Source organism: Agrobacterium sp. OT33 (assembly GCF_017313365.1).
Lineage (GTDB): Bacteria > Pseudomonadota > Alphaproteobacteria > Rhizobiales > Rhizobiaceae > Agrobacterium > Agrobacterium rhizogenes_A.
This window is the reverse complement of record NZ_JAFLMZ010000003.1, coordinates 1-18395: the sequence shown is the minus strand read 5'-3', so window position 1 is coordinate 18395 and position 18395 is coordinate 1. Positions and strand designations below refer to the sequence as shown.

The window sequence follows — 18395 nt, the reverse complement described above, 5'->3', positions numbered from 1 at the left end:
GTTGGTGGGAACCCCCAGGTTCCGCAACACAATGTTGCGGTAACGCCGTTCGTGCAAGGTTGCGGGCCGGCGTGGCGGATTCATTTTTAAGAGGGCTGTTTGCCCGATCCCGTCGCGCATCACACCGCAACCTTCAGGTTCGACAGATGCTCACATTGATATTATCGCGTTTCATACGATTGCTTGTTTTGCCTTTGTTTCTCTCCGGCTGCATGACGACGCCGGTTTCCAGTATTCCCAAGCTCATGCGGCTCGATTTCCTGACGATGAATTTCGAGCATGTGCGGGTGGGGTTGCAGCTTCCAACCTTCCTTTCATTACGCGCCGGTGATGCGGTGATGATCATCCGTAGTGGCATTGAGGGCGTGAAAGACAGGACTGTCGAAACATTCGAACTGATCGAAGAAGATATGTCTGAGGCTGACCGCGCCCGGTTCAGCGTAAAAAACCGGGCCGGATGGGGCACAACCGTGTGGCGAATAAAGCCCGAGGATGTTGCACGGCTCACCGTATTGCAGGAGAAGGTGCGCCGTTCGCGCATTGAGGGGCCGCGCATCCGCGGCAGTACGGAGATAGAGATATTGCGGGTCTGCGCCGCCGGCACCCTGCCGAGTGGGCCGATTTATTTCTCGACCTATATCAAGCCTGCGGAAAATGAGGACTACATCCCGATGTCCATCGATGCGGATCTGGTGAAGGTGTTTGGAGCAGCGCAGATTGCGACGCGGGTCAGCCGCTGCGAAGGTTAGAACGGTATCCGGTTAAACGGAGGCGCTCGACGTGTTTTGTGTTTTTACGCATTTCCGGGCGTGAAGCGGCCATGAACCTATACTGGAAATGCTCCGGCAAAGGTTGCCGGAGCGTGCAGGCGCTCGAGCTATGGTTGGAAGCTGTTCTGCCACGCACAACGCTACAGCGGGGGCAAATCTATCGCCACCCGCCTGATCGATCGTTGCGTATCAGCGGCCGGGACGGCCGGTCTTGCCCTTGGTCCGGCTTTTGCGCTTCTGCTCGCCGGCATCCTCATAGGAGCCCGCGCCGATCTTGCCGCGTACCAGAGGTCCTGGATCGTCGGTCGCATGCTCCGGCTGACCTTCCAGCAGCGGCGAGAACCGTTTGCCGGGTTCGGTTTCCGGCTTGTCGGGCAGAGCACCGCGCACGGGTTTTTCGGTTCTACCCACGGTCATTTCGTCCAGCGTGTTTTTGCGGAATAGCGGCTTTCCTGCGTCCGAGCCGGGACCCATCTCGTCCAGTGCGGGTTTGGCGAAGAGGGATTTTCCGCTTTCGTTCGTGGCGGCATCCCCCTCTGGGGAGGAGATCGGCAGGCGACTGCGTCGGTTGTTTTTTCCGCCGCCTTCGACCGCGCGGGCCTCTTCCTTGGCCATGGGATCGTCCATGGTGGCCAGTTCGGCGGCCTTGAGGCGTTTGATTTCGTCGCGCAGGCGGGCGGCTTTTTCGAAGTCGAGATCGGCTGCGGCATCGCGCATGGATTTTTCCAGCGCGTTGAGGTGGGCCTGCAGATTGTTGCCGACCAGATGGCCGCCGTCGGCGAAGCCCTTGCCGGAAACGCCTGAAATATCAGCCCTTACGTGATCGCGCTCATAAACAGAATCAAGAATGTCGGAAATCTTCGCTTTGACCGATTCCGGCGTGATGCCGTGTTCGGCATTATAGGCCATCTGCTTTTCGCGGCGGCGGGAGGTTTCCTCCATCGCCCGTTTCATCGAGCCGGTGATGTTGTCGGCATAAAGGATGACCTTGCCGTCGACGTTACGGGCGGCGCGGCCGATGGTCTGGATCAGCGAGGTTTCCGAGCGCAGGAAACCTTCCTTGTCGGCATCGAGGATGGCGACAAAACCGCATTCGGGAATATCGAGGCCCTCGCGCAAAAGGTTGATGCCGACAAGCACGTCGAAAGCGCCGAGGCGCAGGTCGCGGATGATCTCGATGCGTTCCAGCGTGTCGATGTCAGAGTGCATGTAACGGACGCGGATGCCCTGTTCGTGCAGATATTCGGTCAGGTCCTCGGCCATGCGCTTGGTCAGCACGGTGCAGAGCGTGCGGTAACCCCTGGCGGCGGTCTCGCGGATTTCGCCGAGAACGTCGTCCACCTGGCTGCGGGCGGAACGCACTTCCACCGGCGGGTCGATGAGGCCGGTCGGGCGGATGACCTGTTCGGCGAAGACGCCGCCGGACTGCTCCATTTCCCATGAGCCGGGGGTGGCCGAAACCGCGACGGTGAGCGGGCGCATCGCGTCCCATTCCTCGAAGCGCAGCGGCCGGTTGTCCATGCAGGAGGGCAGGCGGAAGCCATATTCGGCCAGCGTCGCCTTGCGCCTGAAGTCGCCGCGATACATGCCGCCGATCTGGCTGACGGAGACGTGGCTTTCGTCGATGAACAGCAGCGCGTTATCGGGGATATATTCGAACAAAGTCGGCGGCGGTTCGCCGGGATTGCGGCCAGTGAGGTAACGCGAATAGTTCTCGATGCCGGCGCAGGAGCCGGTCGCTTCCAGCATCTCGATGTCGTAACGGGTGCGCTGTTCCAGCCGCTGGGCTTCCAGCAGGCGTCCGGCCTTTTCCAGCTCGGCGAGGCGGCCCTTCAGCTCTTCCTTGATCGACTTGATCGCGCCATTCAGCGTCGGGCGCGGGGTGACATAGTGCGAATTGGCGTAAATCTTGACGGATTGCAGGTCGCCGGTCTTCTGGCCGGTCAGCGGGTCGAATTCGGTGATGGAATCGATCTCGTCGCCGAACATCGAGATGCGCCAGGCGGCATCCTCAAGGTGGGCGGGGAAGATTTCGATGGTATCGCCGCGCACGCGGAACGAACCGCGCTGGAAATCCATGTCGCGGCGTTTGTATTGCTGGGCCACGAGGTCGGCCAGAAGCTGGCGCTGGTCGAGCCGGTCGCCCACCTGCATCTGGAAGGTCATGGCCGTATAGGTTTCCACCGAACCGATACCGTAGATACAGGAGACCGAAGCGACGATGATGCAGTCGTCGCGTTCCAGCAGCGAGCGGGTGGCGGAGTGACGCATCCGGTCGATCTGCTCGTTGATCGAGGATTCCTTCTCGATGAAGGTGTCGGAGCGCGGCACATAGGCTTCCGGCTGGTAATAATCGTAGTAGGAGACGAAATATTCCACCGCATTTTCGGGGAAGAAGTTCTTGAACTCGGAATAGAGCTGTGCCGCCAGCGTCTTGTTGGGGGCGAGAATGACGGCGGGCCGTTGCGTCGCCTCGATGACCTTGGCCATGGTGAAGGTCTTGCCGGAACCGGTGACGCCGAGCAGAACCTGGCTGCGCTCGCCGGAATTGATGCCCTCAACGAGATCGGCGATGGCGGTCGGCTGGTCGCCGGCGGGCTGGTAGTCCGAGGCCATGCGGATGGCGACGCCGCCTTCCGATTTCGGCGGCCGGGCCGGGCGGTGCGGCGTCCAGAGCTTGCCGTCCTTGAACAGGGGATTACCGCTTTCGATCAGCGCGGAAAGCGCCTCGACCGTGGCGGTCACGGAACTGGGTGCAAGGTTGGCGGCATCCTCCAGCGAGACATCAAGACCCGCCACGGGATTAAGACCGGCGGCGGCGCGGGTTTTCGGATCGCTCGACGCGCCGATGGAAACACCGCGCGCGGTCTTGGATGCGGTGGTTTTCCTGGCCGTCTTCGAGGCTGCCTTTTCGGCCTCCTTGCGGGCCTCGATCTCGATCTTCTTGCGGTGCTTGCCCGCTTTCGAGGCGATTTCGCGCTGGGTTTCCACCGAGCCCGCCTCGGCTTCCGCCTCCAGCTGTTTCACCCAGTCGGCGACGCTGCCGCTCAGCGGCGCGCCTTCGAATGACGATTGCGGAGCTTCCTCGAAGCCCGGGGGCGAGGAGGTGGGGTTTTTCGGTGATCTGGCCATGGGCGAAATATGGAGGGAGTCACGCGCAAAGGGAAGGGGAGGTGATGAAAAAATGAGTACAAAAAGGAAACAAGCCACGCGGAACAAAATTCGGCCGGCTGCGTTGCGTAGCGGCTGGATGCAGCTTTATCAAACCATGTCGAAAATCGATTCCGGTTTTCGGTGTGATGCGCTAGAGCAAATCCCTGTCGGCAGAATGATGGTTGCGTTTTCAAACTGCCTCTCATGACATCCTCCCCTATTTTCAGGAATCATCATGCCGTTTTCGATCAGTCCCGCTCACATCTGGCCTGTCCTGATGCTTATCGCTTCCAATGTTTTCATGACTTTCGCCTGGTATGGCCATCTCAAGCACAAGGGCAGCGCGCTCTTTCTGGCGATTGTCGCCAGCTGGGGCATCGCGTTTTTCGAATATATGCTCGCCGTCCCCGCGAACCGCATCGGGTCGGAGGTCTATTCCACCGCGCAGCTCAAGACCATTCAGGAGGTCATCACGCTCGCGGTTTTCGCACTGTTCTCGATCTTCTGGCTGAAGGAGAGCATCACCATCAATCACGTGATCGGTTTCGCGCTGATCGCTTTTGGTGCTTCCTTCATTTTCCGGTCCTGATCCCGCATGGTGAGGCTCCGGCCCTGGACCATATGCCAGCAGTCGCAACACCTATGAGGTTGATACATCGATGAAGATACGGCCTGCGAGAGACGATGATGCGGCTGGCATGGCGGCGGTCCAGAACGAGATATTCTCGGCAGGCCTCCGAAAGGCGCCGACTGATATCGGTGTGGTGCTGGAAAATTACATCCGGCATGCCGACCGTATCGAGTGTTCGGTCGCCGAGGACGAGGACGGGCGTATTCTGGGCTTCCAGTCGCTGCGTTACGCGCGGGCGGACAATCCCTACGGCGTGGCGGAAGGCTGGGGTATCATCGGCACCCATGTCAGCCCGCATGCGGCGCGAAGGGGTGTGGGGTCCGCGCTCTTTATGGCTACCCGAAAGGCGGCGAAGGCTCGCGGCCTGAAAAATATCGATGCCAGCATCGGCGCGGATAACAGGCTCGGGCAGAATTATTACGAGGCGATGGGCTTCACAACCTACCGTCAGCCGGAAGGGCTGGTCTGCAAGGTCTATCGTCTGGCCTAGGCACGGTTTGCGATCCTGTCCGTGCCGGCAACCCGATCAGCCGCGATTGTCGTTTTCGGAATATTGCAGGCGCGCCTTGCAGATGCGGATATGGTTCTCGTCGGCCCATTGCACCAGCAATTGCATCGGCACCAGAAACGAGCGGCCGAGATTGGTCAGCTCATACTCCACGCGCGGCGGCACTTCGGCATAAAGCGTGCGGCGGATGAAGCCGTCTTCTTCCAGCCGCTTCAGCGTGCGCGACAGCATCTGCTTGGAAATATCGTCGATCCTGCGGTTCAATTCGTTGAAGCGCAGCACGCCGCCCTGCAGGGCTTCCAGAACCAGCAGGCTCCATTGATCGCCGATGCGGTCCAGCACGTCGCGGATCGGGCAGGGTTGCTCGAAGGTGAAGATTTCCTTTGTTTGCGTGTCCGACACTGTTCTTACCCCTTGCCCTTTTTCACCTTTCAAGGTCATCGCCATGTGACCAGATCAGTCGCCGCTGACTTCTTGCGGTGATGGTTGCGATACCATAGCTCTCTTTCGCGGTCTATTATTTAGACCGATAACGATAGTGACGAAAGGACAGAAGCCATGGCTAAAATCGCGCTCGTCGGCGCTTCCGGCAATGCCGGCTCCCGCATTTTGAAGGAACTTTCCGACCGGGGGCATCAGGTAACGGCGATTGCCCGCGCTCCTGAGAAGATCGCCAGCCTGCCGAATGTGGTGGCCAAAAAGGGCGATGTCTTCGATCAGGCGGCGCTTTCCGAGCTGCTGAGGGGTCACGATGCTGTGATAAGCTCGGTGCACTTCACCGCCAGCGATCCCTTGAAGCTCATCGAGGCGGTGCGTGCTTCCGGCGTTCAGCGTTATCTCGTGGTCGGCGGTGCCGGCAGCCTTGAAATCACGCCCGGCCAGCGCGTGGTCGACCTGCCGGATTTCCCGGCCGCCTACAAGGCCGAGGCGACGAAAGGTGCGGAATTCCTGGATCTGCTGAAACAGGAAAAGCAGCTCGACTGGACCTTCCTGTCACCCTCAGCCGAATTTGTGCCGGGGGAAAGAACCGGAAAATTCCGGATCGGCAAGGACAGCCTGCTCAGCAATGACGAAGGCAGCCGTATTTCCTTCGAAGACTATGCCATCGCGCTTGTCGATGAAATCGAGAAGCCGCAGCATTCCCGCCAGCGTTTCACCGTCGGTTATTGAGAGGTATCACCCATGAATTTCGTAACACGTCGTCTTGCCATCGCCGCTTTCGCCCTCGTGCCCGCTTTGGTGGCCGCGCCGGTTCTGGCGCAAACCGCAAATCGCGATCTGGCTCAGGAAGAAGCCAACCGCAAGCTGGTGATCGAATTTTACGACACCGTCTTCAACAAGCACGAGGTGGAGAAGGGCGCTGCCGTTGTCGTCGACAGCTACAAGCAGCACAACCCCAATGTGCCTGACGGCAAGAAGCCGTTTGTCGATTATTTTACGGGATTCTTTAAGGAAAACCCGCAGTCGAAAGCGCGCATCGTCCGCAGCGCAACGGATGGCGATCTCGTCTATCTGCATATTCACTCGACCGAAAAAGAGGGCGATCGCGGCACGGCTATCGTCGATATCTTCCGCGTCACCGATGGCAAGATCACCGAGCATTGGGATGTGATCCAGCCGGTGCCGGAGACGGCGGCAAACAACAATACGATGTTCTAAGTCAGACTTTCGTCAATAACGAGGGAAACAGCCGGGATTTTCGCCCGGCTGTTTTCATTTTAGAGGATGCCTTTTTAACCCGCCCGCCGCTTCTGGCGAGACTGCACGATCAGATCCAGCGCCAGCATCACCAGCAGGCTCGCACCCACCAGCGGGAAAAGGATGCCGCCGATGGCGAGCACGGCGAGGAGCCCGCGCAGCACGCGTTTTTCCTGCGGCAAAGGTGGTACCCCGAGCGAGCCTTGCGGGCGGCGTTTCCACCACATGATACCGGCGGAGACGGCAAGCAGCACAATGCCGATACAGGCCGCCAAAAGCACGATCTGGTTGGCAAGGCCATATTGCTGGCCCAGATGCACGTTGATGCCCCATTCCAGCGCCTTGCCGAGCGGGCCGTAATCGGCGTAGCTCATATCGATAAGCGGTTCACCGCTATATTGATCGAGATGGACGACGCGCTGTTTCGCCAGATCATCGGGATAGACGGAGCCGCTATAAACACCGGCCGGTTTTCCCGGCAGGGCGACAGCGTAACCGGCTGCAAGGCCGAGCGTGTCAAAGCGCGCGATCGCCTCGTCTATTCCAATCGGCTGGCCGGCAGAGGACGTGGCGGATTCCGGTATTTTTGCCTGTTCCAGCGACCAGCTTGTCTTGGCCACGTGATCGAGATGGTCACCCGACATCGGAACATCGGTGCGCACGCCGGCCGGGTATCCGAAATTGCTGCCATTCGCCCATTCATTGACCTTCGCGCCCCACACGCCGGACCATGGCATGCCGGTGACGGCGAGGAAGACGATGAAAAAGCCGACGAAGATGCCGGTGACGGCATGGGTATCGCGCCAGAAGACCCGCCTTTTCGGCGTTCCGCGCACGGTGACGACACCGCCCGTCTGTTTTCGTGGCCACCAGAGATAGATGCCGGTGGCCACGAGCAGGATGGACCAGCCGGCGGCGATCTCGATCAGATAACGGGCATAGGTGCCGAAATATTTCAGGCTGTGGAGATAGCGGATCGTCCACATGATGGTGCCGCGATCCGGCAGGGAGCCGGCAACCTCAGCCGTATGGGGATTGACGTAGACGGCGCGCCTGCCATCCGCCGTATTGACGGTGATTTCCACCGATGCGCCGGGATCGGCGGGGGTCGTATATTTGACGGCAGTGCCAGGAACGGCAGTCAGCGCAGCGGCAATAATTTCGGAAGGCAGCGCTTTCGGTGCGTTTTGTACCACCTTTATCCGCTTCAAATCCGAATGGATGAGGTTATCGAATTCGTCCCGGAAGAGATAAAGGGCGCCAGTGACGGCGAGCGATATCATGAAGGGCAGGACGAAGAGACCGGCATAGAAATGCCAGCGCCACACGGCGCGGTAAAGATTGATGGACGAGGAATGCGCAGGCGCGCGATCGCCCTCGAAAGAGGTCGTAACGGACATGGATGTCTCCGCAAGAAGAGTGATTTCCGGCAAGCCGGGAAAGTTTCAGTTCTGCGAAGAGGCGGGCGGTGCGCGCGGGCGCGATTCCAGATTGGGCGGCGATGGCGGCAATGCCGCGTCGAAGTTCAAAAAGGCGACTTCGCCCGTCGGAATGATCCTGTCCGCGCGTTCGACAGGAATGACCGGGAGAGTGGCAATGGTGGCCGATGCCAGCCGGCACAGCGTTCCGCAGCAGTCGGCGGCAATTTTGCCCGCCGGGTCCTGCTTTGCGGGGCCGTCCGGCATGTGGCTGGAACAGATGACCTCATCCGCCGCAAGCGCGGCCATCGCCATGTTGCCGCTGGTCAGGCCATTGGCGAGACCCTGCAAAAGGAAAAGCAGGACGGCCAGCGTGGCGATGGCGCCAGCCGAGCTCCTGTCCTGCATGATCCTGCGAATAAATCCCATATGGCCGCAATGCCATAGTCGCGGCGAAATGTCACCGCGACACAATGACGGCATCAGGGTGTTGCGGCCTTCAGGCCAGCAGGTCGTAGGTGCGGAAAATCCAGGCGATCTGGTAGATCAGCGCGAAGACCACGAGGAACCGGTGGAAGCGGCGGTTGCCGATGAAGGCGGCACAGGTGAAAAGAACGACGTAAATGGCTGTGCGGATGAGATATTCCGGGCCGAGCGAGGCGAGATAGTCCTGTCCCTTTAGCAGTGTGTCGCCGATATCGGTGACGAAAAGTGCCGCCAGGAAGGCGAAGAACCAGCTTTTGCGGGAAAAGAAGTAGTCCTCATATCCCTTATATTCCTTCATGTCCGTGGGAAAGAGCAGCACGCAGAGGAAATAGAACAGCGAGCAGAACAGGATGAGGAACAGGAACGCGCCGAAGCCCAGCACGTGGCCGGTGGCGGAAAGCCGGTGTTCCCACCACCAGAAATGCACCAGCATCAGGAACAGAAACGCCACCCAGCCGAGATGCAGCGGGTAGATGCGCTCCTTCTTTGGATGCTGCACGAAGCCGGCAAGACCGGTCAGCAGACGGGCGAGGCTGAGGCCGACCACCATGCCCATGACCGCGCGAATATGCGAATAGGCTTCTGCGGCGTTGACGGCGGCCTCCATGGCGCTCACTCCGCCGGAGGAATGGGCGTCGGCTGCCCGTTCTCGTCCATCGCCACCATGATGAAGGTGCCGGCGGTAACCTTCTCCAGCTTGTCATAACGCGACCGCTGTGCCCAGGCTTCCACCGTTAGCGTGATGGAGGTGCGGCCGACGCGGGCGATGTCGGTATAGATGGACAGCGTATCGCCGATCTTCACCGGCAGTTCGAAGGCCATTTCCTTGACCGCCGCCGTGACCACACGACAGCGCGAGCGTTCGGCTGCACGGATGCCGCTCGCCAAGTCCATCTGCGACATGACCCAGCCGCCGAAAATATCCCCGGCGGGATTGGCATCGGCCGGCATGGCGAGTGTCCTGAGCGTCAGCTCGCCGGTCGGTTTGATGGTCTGGTCGGTCATGTTGAGATTTACTCCGTGCGAATGACAAAGGTGCAGCATGCGATGCGCTTTGCGATTTCGCAAGGAAGGGCAAGCGTCAGGACGACGCTTTGCCCAGAAATTGCTGTGTTGCGTAAAGGGCGATGGCCGCGGCATTCGATACGTTGAGCGATTTGATCTCGCCCGGCATATCGAGACGGGCAAGCGCCGAGACGGTTTCGCGGGTTTTCTGGCGCAGCCCCTTGCCTTCGGCACCCAGTACCAGCGCGATCTTTTCACCGCTGAAGGTCTGTTCGATGGGGGCGGGACCTTCCGAATCCAGGCCGACGGAGAAGAAGCCGAGCTTGTGCAGTTCGCCCAGCGCATCGGCGAGATTGGTGATCTGGATATAGGGAATGAGTTCCAGCGCGCCGGAAGCGGATTTCGCCAGCACGCCTGACTCGGTCGGGCTGTGACGCATGGTGGTGATGACGGCGCCGGCATTGAAGGCGACGGCCGAGCGCATGATTGCGCCGACATTGTGCGGGTCGGTGACCTGATCGAGCACGAGGATGAGCGGGCTGTCCTTCAGCGCGCCAAGCCGCTTGACCGGCAGCGGCCGGGTTTCCAGCATCACGCCCTGGTGGATGGCTTCGGGGCCGAGCACCCGGTCGATATCCTGCGGCGACACCATCTCCACCGGGAAGGGCTGCGCATCCGCTTCACCGATATCGAGACGCGCGAAAGCGTTCTGGGTGACGGAGAGCTTGACGATCTGCCGTTCGGGATTGGCGAGTGCGGCGCGCACGGTATGCAGGCCGTAAAGATGCACCTGATCCGGTGCAAGCTGCGGCGGCTTCCAGTCGTCGGCGCCGCGGTTGCGGCGTTTCGGCTGCTGCGGAGTCGGAATTTCGCCCCGCTCTCGCTTGGCGTCGCGCACGGCACGGCGCAGGTTGGCGTAATGCGTGTCGCGGGTGGATTTGTTCTTGGGATCGTCTTTGCTCATGGCGCCTTATATCTCCGGCGTGAGCCGCGCACCAGCCCCCGCGATAATCCACAGGGCTGCAAAGGGGTTTGAATTTTTTCCCGAAAATTCGTGAAAGGGCGTGTTGACAGAAACGAACGAGGCCGTCATATACGCGCCACAGACGACGCAACGGCGCTTCGCCGCAGCGAAATCTGAAGAGCTTGGTCGCTTGATCCTCGCAGATAACTGGAGGGATGCCCGAGTGGTTAAAGGGGACGGACTGTAAATCCGTTGGCTACGCCTACGTTGGTTCAAATCCAACTCCCTCCACCATTCTGCACGGATCGAAATCGCCACCGCGGGTATAGCTCAATGGTAGAGCAGCAGCCTTCCAAGCTGAATACGCGGGTTCGATTCCCGCTACCCGCTCCATATTTTTCAATAATTTACATCAGTGCCGTGTCACTCATGTCAGAACGTGTCAGGTTCTGTTTTTCTCTCTGGCTTCGGTTATCTTCCTGCTCGTTTCCAAACCATCGCCACGGCTGTAACGCCTAGTCGTCTTTGTCGTCGTGTGCGTTGCCAAATCTCTTGCGGCTTCCAGCGATCCCGTCGCTTCGATTGTTTCCGAAACAGCACCCGCACGAGAATCCATCGACCACACGTTTGATGGAACGCCGGCAGCATTTCTCACCTTCTTAAATTTCTCGGTGTATCGATTATCCCAATAGGGCTTTCCGTCGAGCCGCATCATTGCTGTTGGATGTACCGTCAAGCCTACCCGTCACCCGTCGCGCAGTAGTCGATGATCTCTTATCGGACACCAACCCCGTACTCAGTGTAGATGCCTGCTGGCCGAAAGCGTCTATCGCGCCATTCCCTTCGATCTCGCCCATAGTGGCCACGATCTGCACGCCAATCCCGGCGATCATAATCGCGGTAGTGGCGATTTCTATCGTAGGTGCGGTAGTAGACGCCGCTCGTATAGTATCCGCCACTTCGGTATCCCGGGTCGTCAACGCAGCCGCTTAGGATGCCGACCGAAACCAGACAGATTGCTGCAGTGAGTATTTTCATAATCTCATCTCCGAATAACAGACAATAACGTGTGTCGAGGTCTGCAGTTCCAACGGTCTGAGAGTGACGGGGCAGCAATTAACCTGACCTGAACAGACCCTAAAAAGGATTTCATTTTCATCCGCAGTTGGCGGCGTGTGCTGTGGCGCACGGCGTAGCTTTTGGTCATCAAAAATCTGAAAATCTGGAGAACTCCATGGCTCGGGAAACGCTTCCCGTCGCTCTCGACCTTATGTTTGGTCACGAGGGCGGCTACGTGAATGCAAAGACGGATCGGGGCGGCCCGTCCAAATACGGCATCACCCACAAGACACTCGCCGCGCATCGTGGTGTTGCTTCCGTCACGGCCGAACAGGTCAAGGCAATGACGAGGGAAGAGGCAACTGAAATCTATCGCCGGTCGTATTGGGTGCAGAGCGGCGGCGACTTGCTGCCGAAGGGCCTCGATTACGCAGCGTTCGATTTCGGCGTGAATTCTGGGCCAGCAACCGCAGTACGCCGCCTTCAGCGCGTCCTTGGCGTGCGCGAGGATCTGCATCGGAATATCGGCATCAGGCCGCCGTCGGTTCATGCGCATATTTCATGCCATGTTCAGGGGAGCCGCCGCGAAGGCGGCGCCAGCCATTCTTTATAATTGAGGTCAGGGGCCATGCATGGTTCCATGCCGGGCGCGTAGCTGATTCCTCCCCGTCGATGCCAAGCTGTGATTCCGAGAGGCCCATGTCGATTTCAGATACGATCTTTCGCCCTTTCGAGACGCTGATACGGCCGCTCGACATTCCCTTCCGGCCGCTGCCGTCGAAAGGTCCCGTCGCGGTGCTCTTGCATTTCATCGCGATGTTTCGCGGTGTCCTCATTGCCCTTGCCTTGTCGTCCATGGCGGTGGAAGCCATCAATCTGTCGATCATCTGGGGATTGTCCGTCATCGTCGATGGGGTGACGGCGCAGGGAGCGGAGGCCTTCTTACGCAATGAATGGCCGCTGCTTACCGTTCTCGGATTGTTGATTTTCCCGGCCATGCCGGTGGCTTCGTTTCTTCTCAATACACTCAATTCGCACACGCTCGGCATCGCCATGCCGGTGGCCATCCAGTGGCAGGGACACAAGGCGGTGGAGCGGCAGGATCTGGCATTTTTCCATGAGCTTTATGCCGGGCAGGTCGCCTCGCGCCTTTCGCAGGTCTCGTCGGCGGTGCAGCAGCAGATCATCAACGCATTCCAGATCGGACCGCGTTTCCTGCTGCAAATGATCGGCTCTCTTGCGCTTCTTGCCGCCCTGTCCTGGCAGCTGGCGCTGCCGGTGTTCATCTGGATCGTGCTGAATGTGGTTCTCGCCGTCAAACTTGCCCCTGTCTTCACGGAGCGTTCGCGGCGCTCGGCGAAACAAAAGAGCCTTGTCTCGGGCGCGATTACCGATCTCTACAGCAATATGCAGATGATCAAGCAATTTGCCGCCGAAGACAGCGAGGCGGGCGCAATTCGCCGCATCCTGATGAAGGCGGTGCAGACGCAGAACAGGGAGCAGCGTGTCTACCGCGCGTCCGAACTGGCCGTGGTTGCGCTCAACATGGCGTTGTGGCTGGCGATCCTGTCGGTGGGGTTTTCCGGTCTGGTGAAGGGCTTCATCACGGTCGGAGAATTCGTCGGCGCCGTTTATATATTGCAGCGGCTGTCGGGGCACACATTCACCTTCCTGCAGATGGGCCAGCAGATCTTTCAGGCGATCGGCACGATCAAGGACGCCATGCCTGTCATGACGACGCCGCCGACCATTACCGACAGGGCAGGCGCTGCGGAACTCGGTGTCTCGCGTGGGGACATTGATTTCGACCATATCCGCTTTGCCTACAAGTCTGGCAGGCCGGTGATCGATGATCTGTCGCTGACCGTGCGCGCCGGGGAGAAGGTCGGACTTGTGGGGTTGTCAGGTGCGGGAAAAACCACGCTGGTCAATCTGCTCCTGCGGTTCTACGACATTCAGGATGGTGTCATCCGTATCGACGGTCAGGATATTCGCGAGGTCACACAGGCGAGCCTGCGCCGCAATATCGGAGTGATTGCCCAGGACGTGGCCCTGCTGCACCGGTCGGTTGGTGACAATATCCGCTACGGGCGACCGGATGCGACGCAGGAGGAGGTGGAGCAGGTGGCGAAAGTGGCGAAGGCCGACGCCTTCATCGCCGATCTCGCCGATAATGAGGGGCGCAAAGGATTTCAGGCCTTTGTGGGAGACCGCGGCATCAAGCTTTCCGGCGGGCAGCGCCAGCGGGTCGCCATTGCGCGTGTGCTGTTGAAAGATGCGCCGATCCTGATCCTCGACGAAGCCACCTCCGCCCTTGATAGCGAGTCCGAAGCCGATATTCAGGAGAAGCTGAACCTGGTGATGGAGGGCAAGACGGTGATCGCCATCGCGCACCGCCTGTCGACCATTGCACGAATGGACCGGATCATCGTGCTGGATCATGGCAGGATTATCGAAGAGGGAAGGCCGGAGGAGCTGGTGGAGCGGGGTGGGCTGTTTGCGCGCCTCTGGAAACGTCAGATCGGCGGCTTCATCCCGGAAGACGAGTGATCAGGCCGGAAGACGAGTGATCAGGTGAAATCTGCGGCCACGGGCCAGCGGGGCGATGACCGCATCGAGCTATACCGTTGGTGGCAGCCGGCTGGCGTGACGTGCGTTCAGACTGCTTCAAGCGCGGATTGAACCCGCTGTTTCTCGGCGTCCAGTTCACTCAGCCTTCCCATATGCGCCGCGATTTTTTCAAATATCGAAGAATGCTCATCCTGCGAAAGGCGCTCCACATGGCTGAGGGCGGTGATGACCTCGATCAGTTCCACCCTTTCCTGTTCCAGCTTTTCCAGATTCCACAACATCGCGTCTGCCCCGTTGACCTGCGCTTCAAACGGCCTGCGAGGAAAAAGGTTCAGGTCAATAAAATTTAAGGTAAATTTTATCTTGCCGGCAACGGGCGAGGTTTTCCGCCCGTTACGCAAGACGGTGTTTCGGGTCGGTCAATAGGGCGAACGACATTGCGTGCGGGTGCCGGCGGGGGCCATGTAGCTGTTATCCGTCGGATGGTATGAGGTGTATCGGGCCGCACACCATTTCACGTGGTTTATTTCCGCTTGCGTCAGGGCATAGCCATTGGTCGTGGCATCTTCGCCGGTTCCTGCGGCGAAGGCGGAGGCGGGATAGCTGCGCTGCGTGGAGGTCTGAGCCTGTTCCGGCGGTTGATAGGCCGGCTGTATGAGGCTCAGCGCATGAGCGGGCATGACGGAAGCGCCAGATAATGCGACGCCAAGAGCGAGCGCGGAGATAGTCTTCGGCATCCTCAACATCGATAAATCCTCGTTATTCGTTCGGGATGCTAACGAAAATTTAGGGATTTCGTTCCCTCGAGGGGTTGACGCCACACGAATACGTGATTCTCCGGGGCGGCGTGACATTTGAAGCGGCTGGATTTGAAGATGCTGGCTGCGCTGCGGCAATATCCTGTCCGCGCCTGCGGTTTTTCTGCGTCAATCCCGCTTTCGATCCTTGCTGCAATGCTCGTTGACAAGCGGAAAATCCGGTCGGATAGTCGCCCGGCAATCATGCACACGGGAGTCTCCAATGTTTAACAGGGTTGTCATTCTCTCATCCTTTGCGCTGCTGGCATCGGCAGCGTTTGTCTCCCCCGCAGCCGCACTCACCATGAAAGAGTGCAGCGTGAAATATCAGGCGGCGAAAGCTGACGGGTCCGCGAAGGACGTCAAGTGGAACGACTATCGCGCCAAATTCTGCGGTGCCGATGCGGCAGCCGAGGATGCGGCCGACGACAAGCAGGTCGCGGCCACAACCGACAAAGAACCCGAAAAAGCGACGATAAAGGCCCCGAAGGGCGTCGCTTTTCCGAGTGCTGTCGATAAGAAATATTCAAGCGAGACGCCCGGCAAGGCGCGCCTGAAAACCTGCGTCGATTCCTACCACAAGAACAAGAATGACGGCACGCTCGGCGATCTGAAGTGGATTCAGAAGGGCGGCGGCTACTGGAGCCTGTGCAATACGGCGCTGAAGAGCTGACAAGGGCCGGATAAGGGCCGGGGTGGCGGCTGATCGCCGTCACCCGACCATTCATGTAAATGCAGGACCAGACCGGAAAGCGGATGCCGCTTGTGCCGGACGGGTTTTATGTGACCTCTGGCGGAACATGCGCCCGTCTTTGCAGTTTCGTGCGCCGGCATGGCCGGGCTTTGTTTTGTCCTCTCTGTCACCATTGCCAACTGTCTGGATGCCTTCGGTTCCGCGCGATCCATGGCGGGGCCCAAGTGAAGTTGCCCGGCTGAGCCCGGCAGCCTTTGTGCGACCCCGGTTTAGGGCGGGTAAAATCTGCGAATGGTCCGTGATTCCGTATCTTGGTAGAAGGGTTGATCGTGCGGTTCGACCCGCATCCAGCAATTCAACGGCGAAAGCTGTCCTCCCGGGCGGCCGGCCGGCAATGTGGGCGGATGACAAGACGATTTAGAAACTATCTCGCCGTACTGGCCATATCGTTGCTGATGTGGGCAGTGATTCTCGGGATCGCGTACTGGATATACTACCGGTAGCGTGCGATGGCTGATTCCAGAGTGAACTGGCGGTGGCTGAAAGCATAGCCCCCGGCCATTCGTGATGCGCCGTCCGTCGTTGATGGCCCTGATAATTCTGCGGATCAGGAACAGCTGCCCAATTTTGGCTTTGCTGCCGTGGCCTTATGTCCCGGCCTAATCAGGAAAGGGACATCATGACAAAATCCATCGCCGCCATCTGCTTCGTCGTCCTGTCGTCGGCCGCCTCCGGCGCCCTTGCCGAAGATCTGGTGATTCCGCTTCCGAAGGATACGGCGGTCGAGAAGGTGGAGACTGTCTACCAATGCGGCTCGGACACGGTGGAGGCCGTTTATTTCAATGCCGGGGATATCAGCCTCGTGCGGCTGGGGCTGAAGAATGGGGTCCTCGTTGCGGCGAATGTCATTTCAGGCTCGGGGGCCAGATATGAGGGAGGCGTCCATGTCTGGTGGTCGAAGGGCGAGGAGGCGGATCTTTACGATCTGATGGCGGACCCGGAGATGAAGAAGCCGGTTCATTGCGTGGAAAAGAAAAAGTCCTGACCGCCTGCGGCATTGCCTGAAGGAGCGGCGGCAGGGCGGTTGTGAAACCTTGCCATGCCGCCGGTCAATGTTGGTCTGCGCTTGCGGCACGTTCAGCCAAGAACGAGCGACACCATGAGCGCGAGAAGGATGAGGGAGCTTGCGACAACGCCGAGTTTCATCCTTCGAAGGCGGCGGGTCCGCCCGCCGCTCCAGTCATAAGCCATTGGCAGCTTTACCTTTCTTTTTATTATTATGACTTATTGCTAGCTCCCTAGGCTTGCCCGTGGCTGACCTCAATTGCCAAAATCCATGGGCGAAAAATCACGATTTCCCTGTCTTGTCCGGATGTTGCAGCTGTTGTGGCGGGTGATTCCCCGAGACGTCTGCCGGCAGCTGGGATGAGATTTTCGGGCGGACGACGCCGCGCAACATGGCGCAAAAAAAGCCCGGAAACCGAAGTTTCCGGGCCTTGGCAGGCGGTGCCGTTATGGGGCGGCTCAGCCCAGATAAGGCTTGATGTAGGGCAGGACCTCGATCACGCCGTGATAGAGCATGTTGAGCGCCACATAGATGATGACCATCAGGCCGAGATAGGAAATCCAGCGATAGCGGTGCAGCAGCTTGGCCACGAAGTTCGCTGCAAGCCCCATGAGGGCGATGGAGACGATGAGCCCGATCACCAGTACGGTCACATGCTCCTGGGCGGCGCCGGCGACGGCAAGCACGTTGTCCAGCGACATGGAGACGTCGGCGATGACGATCTGGGTCGCGGCCTGGAAAAAGGTCTTGTGACCCTTGGTCAGGTCGGCCTCTTCGTCGGTTACCTCGTCTTCGATGGAGCCCGCGGCCTCGCGCAGCTCGGACCACATCTTCCAGCACACCCATGCGAGCAGCAGGCCGCCGAACAATTGCAGGCCGACGATGGAAAGCAGCTGCACGGTGACGGCGGCAAAGCCGATGCGCAGAACGGTGGCGGCAATGATGCCGACCAGGATCGCCTTGCGGCGGAGATGGGCAGGGAGGCCGGCTGCGGCAAGGCCAATGACGATGGCGTTGTCGCCCGCCAGAACGAGATCGATCGCGATCACCTGTAAGAATGCCGTGAAACCGGCGGCTGTGAAGATTTCCATGGGATGTCCTGAAACGGATGCAAGGTCGCGCGGGAGAACGCGGCTGGTCGAAATGAAGATATAAGATGGTGCGCCCGGCGCATTGTTCCGCTCGCCCGTCTCCCTCCGGCGATGGAATGTCCATAAGCCATCATGCGGGCATAGGTAAAGAAGTTGTGATGGAAATACCGCAAATAGTGATCGGCGACAGTGGAGGAGGAGGCTTCCCGCGTCTCGTGCCGACTTGCCCCTTTCGAGGGTTTAAATGTCGCAAACGATACACCATATACGCGCCTCAGGGTACGTCGCGGGCGTGTGCGATGGCGCTTTGACAATTAAGTCTTGCGCATTCGCTTACAAAGCCTTAAACGGCGACACCAAACCGGTTCGCCGGGGAAACTACTTCACGTTCACAGGAAGCAATTCACATGGCAAAGAGCAAGTTTGAGCGGACGAAGCCGCACGTCAACATTGGCACGATCGGTCACGTTGACCATGGCAAGAC

At 59.3% G+C, this 18395-nt stretch carries 20 protein-coding genes, 2 tRNA genes and 1 pseudogene; 12 read left to right on the top strand and 11 right to left on the bottom strand.

All coding sequences use genetic code 11. The features are described from left to right. Positions 1-71 precede the first annotated feature (71 nt). Positions 72-749 (top strand): hypothetical protein, encoded by a 678-nt coding sequence (locus JZX88_RS07645; RefSeq protein ID WP_371741106.1) that lies wholly within the window; start codon positions 72-74, stop codon positions 747-749. Between the two features lie 210 nt (positions 750-959). Here the strand turns inward: JZX88_RS07645 and uvrB are convergent, their stop codons facing one another. Continuing rightward, positions 960-3902: an excinuclease ABC subunit UvrB gene (gene uvrB / locus JZX88_RS07640; protein WP_206913175.1), complete on the bottom strand. Its 2943-nt coding sequence runs from the start codon at positions 3900-3902 to the stop codon at positions 960-962. A gap of 256 nt (positions 3903-4158) precedes the next feature. Between uvrB and JZX88_RS07635 the strand changes: the two genes are divergently transcribed. Further along, positions 4159-4512, top strand: a complete 354-nt coding sequence (locus JZX88_RS07635) for a DMT family protein (RefSeq protein WP_035223996.1) — start codon at positions 4159-4161, stop codon at positions 4510-4512. Positions 4513-4582: 70 nt separating this feature from the next. After that, a complete protein-coding gene (locus tag JZX88_RS07630) occupies positions 4583-5044 on the top strand; it encodes a GNAT family N-acetyltransferase (protein ID WP_256436300.1) in 462 nt (153 codons plus the stop codon). Between the two features lie 36 nt (positions 5045-5080). Here JZX88_RS07630 and JZX88_RS07625 read toward each other — a convergent pair whose 3' ends face one another. Further along, the gene (locus tag JZX88_RS07625; protein ID WP_110760230.1) at positions 5081-5464 is read right to left on the bottom strand and encodes a helix-turn-helix domain-containing protein; all 384 of its coding nucleotides are present in this window, start codon (positions 5462-5464) and stop codon (positions 5081-5083) included. 156 nt (positions 5465-5620) lie between these two features. Here JZX88_RS07625 and JZX88_RS07620 point away from each other — a divergent pair, with 156 nt between their 5' ends. Beyond that, positions 5621-6232: an NAD(P)-dependent oxidoreductase gene (locus JZX88_RS07620; RefSeq protein WP_206913174.1), complete on the top strand. Its 612-nt coding sequence runs from the start codon at positions 5621-5623 to the stop codon at positions 6230-6232. Between the two features lie 12 nt (positions 6233-6244). Beyond that, a complete protein-coding gene (locus tag JZX88_RS07615; protein ID WP_206913173.1) occupies positions 6245-6721 on the top strand; it encodes a nuclear transport factor 2 family protein in 477 nt (158 codons plus the stop codon). Positions 6722-6795: 74 nt separating this feature from the next. Here the strand turns inward: JZX88_RS07615 and JZX88_RS07610 are convergent, their stop codons facing one another. From JZX88_RS07610 to rlmB, 5 genes are all read right to left on the bottom strand, one after another. Continuing rightward, positions 6796-8160, bottom strand: a complete 1365-nt coding sequence (locus JZX88_RS07610; protein ID WP_206913172.1) for a PepSY domain-containing protein — start codon at positions 8158-8160, stop codon at positions 6796-6798. 45 nt (positions 8161-8205) lie between these two features. Next, a complete protein-coding gene (locus tag JZX88_RS07605) occupies positions 8206-8607 on the bottom strand; it encodes a DUF2946 family protein (protein ID WP_142856900.1) in 402 nt (133 codons plus the stop codon). Positions 8608-8677: 70 nt separating this feature from the next. After that, positions 8678-9271 (bottom strand): hypothetical protein, encoded by a 594-nt coding sequence (locus JZX88_RS07600; RefSeq protein WP_110760235.1) that lies wholly within the window; start codon positions 9269-9271, stop codon positions 8678-8680. A 5-nt stretch (positions 9272-9276) separates the two neighbouring features. Beyond that, on the bottom strand, positions 9277-9669 hold the full coding sequence (locus JZX88_RS07595; RefSeq protein ID WP_004442658.1) for an acyl-CoA thioesterase: 393 nt from the start codon (positions 9667-9669) through the stop codon (positions 9277-9279). A 76-nt stretch (positions 9670-9745) separates the two neighbouring features. After that, complete coding sequence (rlmB, locus tag JZX88_RS07590) at positions 9746-10633, bottom strand: 23S rRNA (guanosine(2251)-2'-O)-methyltransferase RlmB (RefSeq protein WP_142856897.1); 888 nt, start codon at positions 10631-10633, stop codon at positions 9746-9748. Between the two features lie 209 nt (positions 10634-10842). On the opposite strand from rlmB, the gene JZX88_RS07585 reads away from it, so the two are divergent. Together JZX88_RS07585 and JZX88_RS07580 are read left to right on the top strand one after the other, a co-directional pair. Beyond that, positions 10843-10927: transfer RNA gene (locus JZX88_RS07585), tRNA-Tyr, on the top strand. 25 nt (positions 10928-10952) lie between these two features. Then, positions 10953-11026 (top strand) — tRNA-Gly (locus JZX88_RS07580). Positions 11027-11075: 49 nt separating this feature from the next. Here the strand turns inward: JZX88_RS07580 and JZX88_RS07575 are convergent. After that, positions 11076-11369: a hypothetical protein gene (locus tag JZX88_RS07575; protein ID WP_206913171.1), complete on the bottom strand. Its 294-nt coding sequence runs from the start codon at positions 11367-11369 to the stop codon at positions 11076-11078. Between the two features lie 498 nt (positions 11370-11867). On the opposite strand from JZX88_RS07575, the gene JZX88_RS07570 reads away from it, so the two are divergent. Together JZX88_RS07570 and JZX88_RS07565 are read left to right on the top strand one after the other, a co-directional pair. Continuing rightward, positions 11868-12305 (top strand): glycoside hydrolase family 108 protein, encoded by a 438-nt coding sequence (locus JZX88_RS07570; protein ID WP_246753455.1) that lies wholly within the window; start codon positions 11868-11870, stop codon positions 12303-12305. Positions 12306-12391: 86 nt separating this feature from the next. Next, a complete protein-coding gene (locus JZX88_RS07565; protein WP_206913170.1) occupies positions 12392-14242 on the top strand; it encodes an ABC transporter ATP-binding protein in 1851 nt (616 codons plus the stop codon). A 107-nt stretch (positions 14243-14349) separates the two neighbouring features. Here the strand turns inward: JZX88_RS07565 and JZX88_RS07560 are convergent, their stop codons facing one another. Further along, positions 14350-14544, bottom strand: a complete 195-nt coding sequence (locus JZX88_RS07560; protein WP_065116007.1) for a hypothetical protein — start codon at positions 14542-14544, stop codon at positions 14350-14352. Positions 14545-14682: 138 nt separating this feature from the next. Further along, entirely contained in the window at positions 14683-15009 is a 327-nt protein-coding gene (locus tag JZX88_RS07555; RefSeq protein WP_065113675.1) for a BA14K family protein, read from the bottom strand. A gap of 274 nt (positions 15010-15283) precedes the next feature. Here JZX88_RS07555 and JZX88_RS07550 point away from each other — a divergent pair, with 274 nt between their 5' ends. Further along, the gene (locus JZX88_RS07550) at positions 15284-15733 is read left to right on the top strand and encodes a hypothetical protein (protein WP_065113674.1); all 450 of its coding nucleotides are present in this window, start codon (positions 15284-15286) and stop codon (positions 15731-15733) included. Between the two features lie 700 nt (positions 15734-16433). Continuing rightward, positions 16434-16799, top strand: a complete 366-nt coding sequence (locus tag JZX88_RS07545) for an MliC family protein (protein WP_206913168.1) — start codon at positions 16434-16436, stop codon at positions 16797-16799. A gap of 479 nt (positions 16800-17278) precedes the next feature. On the opposite strand, the gene JZX88_RS07540 is transcribed toward JZX88_RS07545, so the two are convergent. Beyond that, entirely contained in the window at positions 17279-17911 is a 633-nt protein-coding gene (locus JZX88_RS07540; RefSeq protein ID WP_065113672.1) for a TerC family protein, read from the bottom strand. Positions 17912-18318: 407 nt separating this feature from the next. Between JZX88_RS07540 and JZX88_RS07535 the strand changes: the two are divergent. Continuing rightward, positions 18319-18395, top strand: a pseudogene (locus JZX88_RS07535) (elongation factor Tu); the annotation flags it as partial.